The 13,090-nt window shown below is 40.0% G+C and carries 5 protein-coding genes; all 5 read left to right on the forward strand.

The annotated features are described in order from the left end of the window. Positions 1–453 precede the first annotated feature (453 nt). The gene (locus tag ACFQZJ_RS02165) at positions 454–3,519 is read left to right on the forward strand and encodes a SusC/RagA family TonB-linked outer membrane protein (protein WP_379931947.1); all 3,066 of its coding nucleotides are present in this window, start codon (positions 454–456) and stop codon (positions 3,517–3,519) included. 29 nt (positions 3,520–3,548) lie between these two features. After that, positions 3,549–5,144, forward strand: a complete 1,596-nt coding sequence (locus ACFQZJ_RS02170) for a SusD/RagB family nutrient-binding outer membrane lipoprotein (RefSeq protein WP_379931949.1) — start codon at positions 3,549–3,551, stop codon at positions 5,142–5,144. Between the two features lie 106 nt (positions 5,145–5,250). Then, positions 5,251–8,565, forward strand: coding sequence for a VCBS repeat-containing protein (locus ACFQZJ_RS02175; protein WP_379931950.1), 3,315 nt, complete (start codon positions 5,251–5,253; stop codon positions 8,563–8,565). 9 nt (positions 8,566–8,574) lie between these two features. Next, a complete protein-coding gene (locus ACFQZJ_RS02180; RefSeq protein ID WP_379931952.1) occupies positions 8,575–11,697 on the forward strand; it encodes a DUF5107 domain-containing protein in 3,123 nt (1,040 codons plus the stop codon). A gap of 150 nt (positions 11,698–11,847) precedes the next feature. Beyond that, positions 11,848–13,089, forward strand: a complete 1,242-nt coding sequence (locus ACFQZJ_RS02185) for a glycoside hydrolase family 88 protein (RefSeq protein ID WP_379931954.1) — start codon at positions 11,848–11,850, stop codon at positions 13,087–13,089. Position 13,090: the final 1 nt, after the last annotated feature.

The raw sequence follows: 13,090 nt of genomic DNA on the forward strand, positions 1-13,090 counted from the left end.
ATGTGCTTATTGCCCCGTAAAGTCTTTTAGGAAGAAACGATATATCTTCTTTAGAAGGAATGAAAAGCGCGGGTATTGATACAAGCTGTTATGAAGAGGTGATGGATTATTTAGAATTGGAGTATTAACACAACGTACTTACAGTCGTATTTTGGTAGTGTAAGCTAGCTGGTTTACTTTTAAATCATAAGGGTTTGGAACTTAAAACCATTGGGGATATTCTTTAACGTTTAGGTTGCCAAAATAGCAATAGGAAGCCAATCCTAGAAGAACAACTAAGGATTTAAACATTGGATTCCTATAACAGTACCTAACGCTCATCCTTTAATTGCAACGTTCTTTAGCTTTGCATGTTCGTCGTTGGTCGAATTTTTTTTAGTCCACAGGGGTAAGTTCTCACTTTTAAGCGTTAACTTTATCTTAACAAGCTAATTTTAAACTAAACTCAACTTTATGAACAAAAAAATCTTTAGTTTTTTGACATTAGTGTGTGTTCTCTTTTCACAAGGGGTACTAGCACAGAATAGCACGGTGTCTGGTACGGTAACCAGCTCCAGTGACAATATGCCGCTTCCAGGTGTAAACGTCTTGGTTCAGGGAACTACAAATGGTACACAGACCGATTTTGATGGAAATTATACGATTTCCGCTTCCACGGGAGATGTTCTTGTATTCTCTTATTTAGGGATGAAACAACAAACGGTAACAGTTGGTTCTTCTAGTACGGTTAATGTAATCATGGAGGAAGACGCAAGTCAACTAGATGAGGTGGTGGTAACTGCTTTGGGTCTGGAAAGACAATCCAAGTCGTTATCCTACTCTAACCAGCAGGTAGAAACCGATGAGCTTACCAAAGCGCGTTCGGTAAACGTATTGGAAGGTTTAAGTGGTAAGGTTGCCGGTATTTCGGTAACACGTTCTGCTTCGGGTGTTGGTGCTCCTACCAAGGTGGTTATGAGGGGTAACAGGTCTATTGGCGGTAGCAGTCAACCGCTATATGTAGTTGATGGTATACTTTTGTCAGGGGACATTAACAACATAAGCCCTGATGATATTCAAGAAATATCGGTCTTAAGAGGTGCAAATGCCGCTGCACTTTACGGAAGTAGGGCATCTAACGGTGCAATCGTTATTACTACAAAAAGCGGTAAAGGTGCAAAATCAGGAGTTTCGACTACCATAGGATTCGCATCTACAATTTCAACACCAATAAATTTATTGAAACTACAGAACGAGTATGGTCAAGGTGCCGGAGGTTCTTATTCTGAGGTGGCAACTACATCTTGGGGTCCGCGTTTTGATGGTAGCCAGGTAGCGCATTGGTCCAATAACCCTGAGAACCCTAATTTTGGGTCTACGTACGCCTACGAAGCCCAGCCTGATAACGTAAACGACTTTTTTGCTACAGGTCATGAATTGGCGACCAATTTAGGTGTAAATATGAATAGTGAAAAGAGTAACGTCTTTTTAGGCTATACGTTTACAGATGCAGGTGGTATCGTGCCAGGAAACAACTTGGACAGGCATAGTATCAACATTAGGGTAAATTCTAACATTACCGACAAGCTAACAGTAGATGCTAAGGTGAATTATATTCGCGATAATTTCTCCAACTTTTTGGCAACAGGTGAAGGTTTTGATAATCCAATGCGATATCTGTACAAAATACCAAGGAATATTCGCACCGAGGATTTTCAGGATTTTCAGTTCATTAATCCTGAGGGGAAACTAAGGCAACATTATTTTTTACCACAATTTAACGGTGGTGGTAACCCGTATTGGACCATTAATAATAGAACCAATCCTAGATTGAACGAACAGGTACTTGGATTGCTTTCATTTAAATATCAGGTTAATGATGATCTATCTGTACTGCTTAGGTCGGCTTTGGACCGTACCAGTGCTTCTCAGGAAACATTCTGGTATAATGACACCTATACAGTGGCTCAATTTGGTCAGTATCAAAAGGTGGCAAGTAATCAGTACGATTGGAACAACGATGTACTGGTAAATTATAAAAAGCAGATTTCTGACGATTTTAAAATTGATGTAAGTGCAGGAGCCAACCAAAGAATTTTCGAGAGAAATCGTTTACAAGGTCAGGGAAATAATTTTACCATTGAGAATTTCTTTGCCTTGAGTAACACGCAGCAGCCCTTAGCTACTGAGGAACTGGAAAGATTTGAGGTGCAATCCGTATACGGTTTAGCCGAATTCTCTTATAAGAACGCCATCTTCCTTAACGCAACGGCAAGGAATGACTGGAGTTCTACGCTTCCGGAGGCCAATAGGTCTTATTTTTATCCCTCGGTGGGTCTTACCGCTGTAGTAAGCGATTTGGTGGATGTAAGTAGCACGCCATTAAGTTTCCTGAAATTAAGGGCCAACTGGGCAGAAGTTGGTAATGATACAGACGCTTTTAGTTTGTCTAGACGTGCGGATATTCGTTTTGGTAGTTTGGATATTAACCCAACCCAGCCAAATGCAGATTTAAGACCTGAAAGCACACAATCCTTGGAACTTGGTTTTGATTCCCGTTTCTTTGAGAACCGTCTTCGTTTTGATTTGACGTACTATAAAACAAATACCTTTGATCAAATTTTTGCCACTCCAACCCCAGTTGGTTCAGGTATAGCAAGTCGTTTCCAGAATGGTGGTGATATTCAGAACCGAGGTTTTGAGATAGTTTTGGGAGGTACTTTGATTGATAATCCTGATTTTTCTTGGGATTTAGATCTGAACTGGGCAAGAAACGTGAACGAGGTATTGGCGATTGCGGACGGTTTTGACAGATTAACGGTAAATAGCGATTTTATTAGGGATTATGTCCTGGAAGTAGGAGGCCAGTTTGGTGATATTTATTCCAGGGGCTATGAGCGTAATGCTAACGGTGATGTAATTGTGGATGCTTTTGGTCTTCCAATAATTACACCGGGTCGTGACGCGGTTAAGGTAGCCAACTTTAATCCTGACTGGTTGGGCGGTATCAGAAATTCGTTCCGTTACAAGAATTTTAATGCGAGCGTTTTGATAGATATTCGTCAAGGTGGTAGCGTAACTAGTTTTTCGGAAGCTATTTTAGCTCGTGATGGTGTATTGGATTATACCACGGAGGGTCGTGATGGAGGACTCGTTTTTGGAGATAACTTCTTTAGTGGGCAGAACGCTGTATTTGCAGATGGTACGCCAAACAATATCGCTGTTACGGCAGAAGATTTCTGGAACCGTGTAGGGGGTAGGAACACACCTGTAGGGGAGGCCTTCGTTCGCGAGCTTTCTAACGTTCGGTTAAGGGAATTGGTTATAGGTTATTCTGTGCCACAAAGCTTTCTTTCTAAAACCTTTTTAACATCGGCAAATGTATCTTTAGTTGGAAGGAATTTATTCTTTTTCAGTAATGCGGCCGAAAATTTTGATCCTGAAGTTGTAGGCGGTACCGCCAATGATCAAGAAGGTCGTGAGTCCTTTGCATTGCCAACGACACGAAACATCGGGGTATCTATTAACCTTGGATTCTAAAAATAAAATTGTAATTTTAAAGAAAAAAAATGAAAAATAAATTAAAATTAATAGTCTTAGGGCTTGCCATTACGTCTTTTGGGATTAGCTGCACGGATGACTTTACGGAGTTAAATACCGACCCCAAAAACTTTACGGAAGATGCAGTAACTTCTTCGGAATATGGTTTATTTGTTAAACGTGCCTTGTATACACCCAATTTTATGCCTTTTGATCAGGCTAGAGGTCCGTTTCAATTATCACAATCTCTTTTTGCAGATGTGTATTCCAATTACTTTGCAACCACCGCACCTAACTTTAACAGTGATCAATACGAATTGGTAGGCGGTTGGCTAAACGGTGCGTATCGGTACTTTTATCAGCGTGCTGCGACCAACATCAAATTCAGCGAAGATGCCGCCGCAGATTTGGACTTTGCTTTGGAGGGCGCTATGATGAAGGTTTGGAGGGTTTATGCCTACCATAGAATCACTGATTATTGGGGTCCTATTCCCTATTCTCAGTTTGGGAATGGAGAAAACGAAGTGCCTTATGATTCTCAAGAAGCTATCTATAACGACTTTTTTGTAACACTTGACGAAGCTGTCGCAGTACTTAAAGCGAACGCCGGCGGTACGTCTTTTTTGGCAGGAAATGATGTAATCTATGGAGGTGATGTAGATTCATGGTTAAAATTTGCAAATACGTTGAGATTGCGTTTGGCTATGCGAGTAAGATATGCCGATGCCTCTTTAGCTCAAACAAATGCGGAAAAAGCTGTTGCCGATGGTGTGTTTTTATCCAATGACGATAACGCAACAATAGATACGAATATTAACTTTCAAAATTCCTATACCACTATAACACAATGGGGTGAGTTTAGAATGAGCGCGGATATGGAAAGTATTCTAAAGGGATATCAAGATCCACGTATCGCTAGCATTGCCGCACCGGCCGGGGAGCCAGACCCTACCGATGATCCTGCAGGGGTACCTTTTCCTTATGAAGGTATGAGAAATGGACAAACTGCTGAAACAAAAGCAACTACTAATTTTAACGCACTGGCCTCAAATATGGCTGCTCCTTATACCTTGGGTGGAGATCCAGGGCCTACGGTAAGGATCATGTCTTCCGCAGAAGCCTATTTTTTAAGAGCGGAAGGTGCTATGATTGGTTGGAATATGGGGGGCTCTGCTGCTGATTTATATAATCAAGGGATAGTAGAAAACCATGTGCAGTTGGGGTATGATGGAACTAATTTATCTGGAGACGATTATGTGACCAGTACGTTAACACCTGCTTCTTATGATGGCACTACACCTCCTGTTTCAACTGTTCCGGTGGCGTATAATGCTGCTGGCTCCGAGGAGGAACAGCTAGAGCAGATCATTACACAAAAATGGATTGCTCTTTGGCCGGACAGTAAAGAAGCCTATGCAGAACGCAGGAGAACTGGATATCCTATTCTTTATGACCGTATAAACACCTTGAATCCAGATATCCCAGTGACGGAGATTCCAAGAAGAATGACGTACACAGCTACCGAATATGCCGATAATAATGCGCAGACGTTAGCCGCTGTTGCCAACTTATTGGGTGGCCCCGATTTAGGGACAACCAAACTTTGGTGGGATAAGAAGAACTAACTTAATTATATTTTAGTAAAAAAAAGACCGCTGCCGCAGCGGTCTTTTTTGTACCTTTTAGTTTGTGAAATTAGAATTGGGATTTTAAAAAAAAGAACTTTTTAGCATGCGAAAGTGTAAAATGATTATGTTATTCGGAGTTGTAATGCTCTTCGTATCCTGTGGAAACACAAATGATGATAAAATGTTTACGCTTTTGTCTTCAAACCAAACTGGGGTCGATTTTAGGAATATCTTGAAAGAAACTGAAGAGTTCAATGTTTTAAAATATGGATATCTATATAATGGTGGTGGTGTCGCTATTGGTGATGTAAACAATGACGGACTACCAGATATTTACTTTACCGGTAATATGGTGGGTAGTCATCTATACATCAATCAAGGAGATTTGGAGTTTAAGGAGGTAGCCAAGGACGCCGGAGTTTTTGCCGAAGGGTTATGGAATACAGGGGTAACTATGGCCGATGTAAATGCAGATGGCTTTTTGGATATTTACGTATGCCGTTCTGCCGCACCTGCAGCCAGTAAAAGAAAAAACCTGTTATTTATTAATAATGGAAATCTTACTTTTACAGAAAGCGCTGAGGAATATGGGATAGCGGATTCCGGATACTCAACCCAGGGTTCCTTTTTTGATTATGATAGGGATGGAGATTTGGACTTATATGTATTGAATCATTCAACCCAGGAGTATGCCGGTTTTGGACAAATAACAGCCTCGTTGAAAAATAGAAAAAACAAGTCGTATTCAGATAAATTATATAGGAACGATAACGGAAAATATAAAGAGGTAAGTGATGAGGCCGGACTCATTTCCAATGTATTGGGTTTTGGCTTAGGTATAGGTATTTCTGATTTGAACAATGATAATTGGCCGGACATTTATGTCTCCAACGATTACAACGAACAGGATTATTTGTATATAAACAATCAAGATGGCACGTTTACTGAAAGTTTAGAACAGTTTGTTGGGCATACCTCCCTATTTTCAATGGGGTCGGATATCGCCGATATTAATAATGATGGGTTTATGGATATTATGACCCTGGATATGCTTCCAGAAGGTAACGATCGCCAAAAAATGGTTTCCGGACCTGATAATTACGATAAGTATCAACGACTCGTAAACTCAGGGTTTTACAATCAAACCATGAGGAATATGTTACAGCTCAACAACAAGGGCATGTCATTTTCTGAAATAGGACAGTTTTCTGGAATTTCCAATACGGATTGGAGCTGGGCATCGCTTTTTGCGGATTTGGATAATGATGGTTTTAAGGACTTGTTCATTACCAACGGCTATAAAAAGGATTATACCAATATGGATTTCATGAACTATGCCGTACAGGAAAAATTAAACGAAAACAAAACTGGACAACAGACCGCGATAATGGAGCTTATCTCAAATATTCCTGCCACCATAGAAGAGAATTACACCTATAGGAATAATGGAGACCTAACCTTCGATAAAATGAACACCACATGGGGCCTGGACCAAAAAACACTTTCCAATGGTGCTAGTTTTGCAGATTTGGACAATGATGGCGATTTAGATCTTGTGGTGAACAATATTGATGAACGTGCTTTTGTGTATAAAAATAATAGTAACCTAAAAAACACCAATAATCACTTAAAACTAAAACTTTTGGGAAATGGTGGCAATACCTATGGTATTGGAGCAAAAGTGGAACTCCTTGTTGCGGATAAGCTATTGGTGCAAGAAGTATATCCTACTAGGGGCTATCAATCTTCTGTAGATTATGCTCTGGTATTTGGTTTAGGCCTTGCAAATGAAGTAGCTAGTGTTAAGGTAACCTGGTCTAACGGTCAAGTACAGGAAGTAAGTGATGTTCCCGCCAATCAAATAGTGGTATTGGCGCAAAAAGATGCTGCTCACGGGTCAACCATAAAGGAACAAAAACAAAACACCTTTTTTTCCGCCGTCTCAAATGATAGTATAATCACCTATAGTCATCAGGAAAATAATTATAACGATTTTAAACGGGAACAACTTTTACCACACAAACTCTCCACACAAGGCCCTGCCCTAGCTACCGCCGATGTCAATGGAGACGGGTTGATCGATGTGTTTATCGGAGGGGCTAAGGGAACATCGGGCACCTTGTTCATACAAACTACCTCAGGTAAATTTGAGGCATCTACCCAAATACCTCTAACCCAGGACAAAGATTCGGAAGATATTGATGCCCTTTTCTTTGATGCGGATAGTGATGGTGACAGTGACCTTTATATTGTAAGTGGCGGAAATGAATTTGAAGAAGATTCCAACCTGTTGCAAGATAGACTGTATATCAATAATGGCAGTGGCGCTTTCAGAAAGAAAAATAATTTATTACCGCAGATGCACACTAGCGGCTCATGTGTAACTGGCGTTGATTTTGACAAAGACGGAGATGTTGATTTGTTCATTGGTGGTCGTTTAGTGCCAGGTAAATATCCAGAATCACCCATGAGCTATATTCTCGAAAACGATGGTGGCGGAAATTTTATGGATGTGACAGAAAAAATTGCGTCTTCATTAAAACATGGGGGTATGGTGACCGATGCTATCTGGAGCGACTATAATGGTGACGGAAAAGAAGATTTGATCGTTGTTGGAGAGTTTATGGGGGTTCGGGTATTCGAAAATACGGAAGACATCTTAGTGGAACAGAAATTGAACAACGGTTTACAGGATTCGGAAGGTTGGTGGAACAATATAACTGCCGGAGATTTTGACAACGATGGCGACCAAGACTATATTGTTGGCAACTTGGGACTTAACTCTCAATTGAAGGCCTCGGTCAAAGAACCTATAAGCCTATATTATAAAGACTTTGATGCAAATGGTTCTATAGACCCTATCCTTTGTTCTTATATTCTAGGTGAGAGTTATCCTGTATTTTCTAAGGATGATATATCCTCCCAAGTTAATGGGTTAAAAAGTAAATATGTAAACTATTCGGACTATGCCAATGCACAAATCCAAGATATTTTCTCCGCTGAAGAACTAAGGGATGTAAGTGTTCTAAAAGCTAAAATTTTGGCGACAAGCTACATAGAGAATTTAGGGAACGGTCAGTTCAATATCTCGGCCCTGCCTAATGCGGTCCAGTTTTCTCCCATATACGGTATACTTGTAAAAGATGTGAATAAAGATGGATATCTAGACATTGTAATGGCCGGTAATTTTTACGGTAGTAGGGTAAAATACGGTCGTTATGATGCTAATAAAGGTAGTTTGCTGCTTGGTAACGGTAAGGGAGAATTTACGACCGTAACTGCGGATATCAGCGGTTTGGATATAGCAGGTGAGGTAAGGGATATTGCCAGTATAAAACTGGCAAGCCAAGGTGAATTTATTGTTTTTGCTAAAAATAATGATGCACTGGAACTTTATGAAATCAGTAAAAATGAATAGCATAGTATTATGAAAAAGCTAGCCTTTATTCTGCTTGTATCATTATTGGGTTTTAACGTCTACGGGCAAAAAGCAACGCTGGCAGAGGAGATAGTATCTATAGATACCTACGGCTTTGGAAAGCCGAACCCGGTACCGATGCTAGCGGACAACCCTAAAATATTCCCATACTTTAAGTTTGAAGAATACGAACATAGATCCCAAAAGAAAAATTGGAAGGTAATTACACTTGAAAACGATTACATACAGGTCTTTATATTACCTGAAATAGGTGGGAAAGTTTGGGGAGCTATTGAAAAAAGTACCGGGAAAGAATTTTTGTACAAGAACAAAGTAGTTAAATTTAGGAATATTGCCTTACGTGGGCCCTGGACCTCTGGCGGTATTGAGATGAATTTTGGGATTATTGGACACCATCCCGGAACGGCAACGCCGGTAGATTATACCACCAGAGAAAATAGTGATGGCAGTGTCAGTTGTTTTGTGAGCAATACGGACCTGCCGTCCAATACACGCTGGAATGTTGAAATACGTTTGGAAAAAGATAAAGCTTATTTTGAGACCAACGCATCTTGGTACAATGCTTCTCCCATAACCGAATCCTATTATAATTGGATGACAGCAGCAGCGGTCGTCTCGGAAGACCTACAGTTTTTTATCCCGGGCAATGCTTATTTGGAACATGATGGAACTGCGCATACATGGCCAATAGACGACAAGGGCAGGGACTTGTCCTTTTATAAGAATAATAATTTTGGACCGGCAAAGTCTTATCACATCGTTGGTGAGTATAATGACTTTTTTGGTGGATACTATCATGATAGAAATTTCGGTTTTGGTCAATGGTCTCCTTATGAAGAAATGCCGGGTCAGAAGCTATGGCTGTGGTCCTTGGCACGTTCTGGGGGCATCTGGGAAGATCTGTTGACAGATTCAGATGGTCAGTATATAGAATTTCAGGCGGGAAGGCTATTGGATCAATACAGTCCCGGAGCTGTCAATCCCATTAGCCAAGTAGGTTTTGATCCATACATGATGGATACGTGGTCCGAGATTTGGTTCCCGTTCAAGGATATAGGCGGCATGGTAGATGCATCGAAACATGGTGCGTTAAACGTAGAAATGAGAACCAACGGACTTTACGTTGGACTCAACCCCTTTCAAAACCTTGATAGGGAAATGGAGGTGCTCGTTAACAACGAAGTAATCTTTAGTACAGTCTTGGATTTGAAACCCATGGAAATCTACTCCAAAATTGTGCCAGCAAGCAATACCGATAAAATTGAAGTTGTCGTTAAGGGAACAGAATTGTATTACACCAACGAACACGAAAAAAATCTCTTGAAAAGACCGTTTTATCCAGATACGGGCCTAACGGTTTCTGAATCGGAATCTTACTTTCAAGAAGGCTTGGAGGCAATGGAATTTCGGGAATATACAAAAGCCCATGACTTACTGTCAAATCTAATGATGCTTGATTCGTCCCATAGAGCTGGACTTGTGAAGCTGGCGGAATTGGAATATCGAAAAACAAATTATGATACAGCACTAGAACATGGTAATGCCGTATTAAAAATGGATACGTATGATGCCGGTGCCAATTATATAATGGGACTAAGTTATCGTGCGACCAACGACAAATTAAATGCTTTGGAATCCTTTGGCTGGGCAGCTAGAGATATAAAATATAGATCGGTCTCTTATGCGCAAATGGCAGAATTATATATAGCATCGGAAAACTACGAAAGGGCAAAACTTTATGCCAACAAAGCTTTGGATTTCAACACCTATAACTTAAACGCAAGAAAAGTACTGGCGGTTGCAGCTAGAAAAAATAATAATAGTATCGATTTTAAAAACCAAATAGACGCAATTTTAAAAATAGACGCGTTAAACTTTTTTGCTCTTGCAGAAACGAATTTCATGAACTCAGAACAGGAATTACCAAAAGTACGTGCTGGCATGAAAAATGAATTCTCCACGGAGTCTATTTTGGATTTAGCCATACAATACCAAAGCCTTGGATTGGCAGTGGAGGCAGCTAGAATAGTATCGCTGGACTTATCACAGGCCAAAAACAAACTTTGGCTGTCCTATCTACTTAAAGATTCAAATCCCCTTAAAAGTAAGGCTTTGCTGGCCCAGGTAGAAGAGAATGATATCGATTTTGTGTTTCCCTTTCGTCGAGAAACTGTCCCAGTATTAAAATGGGCGGTAGCACGGCAACCCGATAGTTGGAAGCTCACCTATTACCTAGCTCAAAACTATTTGGCTACAGGACTAACAAATAAAGCAAAATCCATGCTCCAAAACCTTGGGAACAAACCCGATTCCGATATTTTTTATAGGTTTAGGGCTGGGGTATTAAAAGAAGAAAATAAACTACTGGCGGCAGAAGACTATGCCGTAGCTCTAAAACTAAACCCTAAGGACTGGAAAATTTGGGAAGAGAACATTCGCTTTGCATTGGATTCGGAGACATATCAAAAGGCTGCGGACCTAAGCAGCAAGGCATTCAAACGATTTCCGGAAAACTATAGTATAGGGTTGCTAAACGCCCAGTCTTTGGTCTCTACCAGGAAATACAAAGAGGTGCTGAGGATATTTGAGAATATTCAAATCCTCCCTTTTGAACACGCAAACCAAAGTAGGAAAATATATGAACGTGCCCATATTGGAATCGCAATCGATATGATGGAAAATAAAAAATTCAAAGAAGCTGTTCAAATTTTAAATAGATCTAGAGAATGGCCGGAGAACCTTGGTGTTGGCAAACCATTTTCCCCTGACGAACGTATGCAGCAATACCTATTGGCCTTATGTCACCAAGCGCTGGAAAACAGAAAACAGGAAGAAGATTTACTGGAAGAAATAGCACGTTACACCCAGGAAAACGAGTGGAAAGAGAATATAAACAATCTATTTGGATTGTTATCCCTGAAGAAGTTGGATAAGCAACAGGAATTACAAAGCAAGCTGTTAAAATTAGAGAAGGAAACAGATAGGGATAATTTAAAACATAGACTGGTATTGGCCTTGTTTAACAATGAGGAGAAGGAACTGCAACGCTTAAAGGAAAAGCATTTATTGACCCAGGATATGTGGAAAGCCTTTTTGTTCGCATCAAAGTAAGACATCGTTTACCCTTTATTGTCACAAAGCTTAAACTGCCTAAACATAGTACACGGAATACAGTTTTTTATTTTTAACTAAACGAGTTTTAACTTACTGGATATAAATACATTAGCGTAGGTAAAGTAGAATCCATAAACATGAGTTCAAATGAATAAATTGATTATGAAAAGAATCTTGGTAGCTGCTTTTTTATGTTGCTTTATTAGCTGTAAAGAAACAAGTAAAAAGCGCACAAATGAATCATCCACAGAAATAACCATAAACAAACAGCAGTTTAATTTGGAAAAGGCCATTGCTGATTGTGAGGCACAATTGGAAATTTCGGTTCCAAAACTGACGGATTTAACAGTACATCCTAGGCTAATTGAAACTGGGGAAACCGAGTGGAAAGAAGTTCCTAATGGGAGGTTAATGTGGACTTCAGGTTTTTATCCGGGCATACTTTGGTATATGTACGATCTTACCAAAGATGAAAAATGGAAACTAGAAGCAATTAAGAGGACCAATGTTATGGAGGAGTTTAAAACCGTGGATGAGCATCATGATATTGGTTTTATGATGTACCCACCATTTGGACTAGGTTACCACTTGGCAGATATACAGGCTTATAAAGATATTCTATTGACCTCAGCGACATCGGCTGCTAAACGATTTAATCCTAATGTAGGCACTATTAATTCTTGGAATACAAAAATGCATCCGCGATGGCAGCAACATATCACGATTATAGACAATATGTTAAATTTAGAACTATTGTTCTGGGCCGCAAAGAATGGTGGTGAGCCAAAACTTAAAGAAATTGCTATACGTCATGCGGAAACAACAATGGAAAACCATTTTAGGGACGATTATACATCTTGGCATGTACTGGAATATGATTCTATTAACGGAAACGTACTAAACAGGCACACAAAGCAGGGGCTTCATGACGATAGCCGATGGTCTCGCGGTCAGGCGTGGGGCATATATGGATTTGTTATGGTTTATAGGGAGACAGGCGACAAAAAGTTTTTAGAATTTGCCCAAAAATTAACCGATGCTTATTTAAAACTACTGCCCGATGATTATATACCGTACTGGGATTTTGATATTGATACTACAAAGGACAATGACCGTGATGCATCCGCAGCTGCTATTGTTGCATCTGGATTATTAGAACTTAGTACACTTGTTTCCAGCAAAAAAGACCAGAAACGTTATTATAATGCCGCTATTCAAATGTTAAGGTCATTACATTCTCCAGCGTACTCCGCCGTAGGCAAGGCCGATTCTTTCTTGTTACATTCAACTGGAGCAAAATCATTGGGGCACGAAATAGATGTTGCTCTTATTTATGCCGATTATTACTACCTTGAGGCTTTGAGTAGACTACGGAAAATGAAAAAATAGA

The organism is Maribacter chungangensis, assembly GCF_042676845.1.
In the GTDB taxonomy this organism is placed as follows: domain Bacteria; phylum Bacteroidota; class Bacteroidia; order Flavobacteriales; family Flavobacteriaceae; genus Maribacter; species Maribacter chungangensis.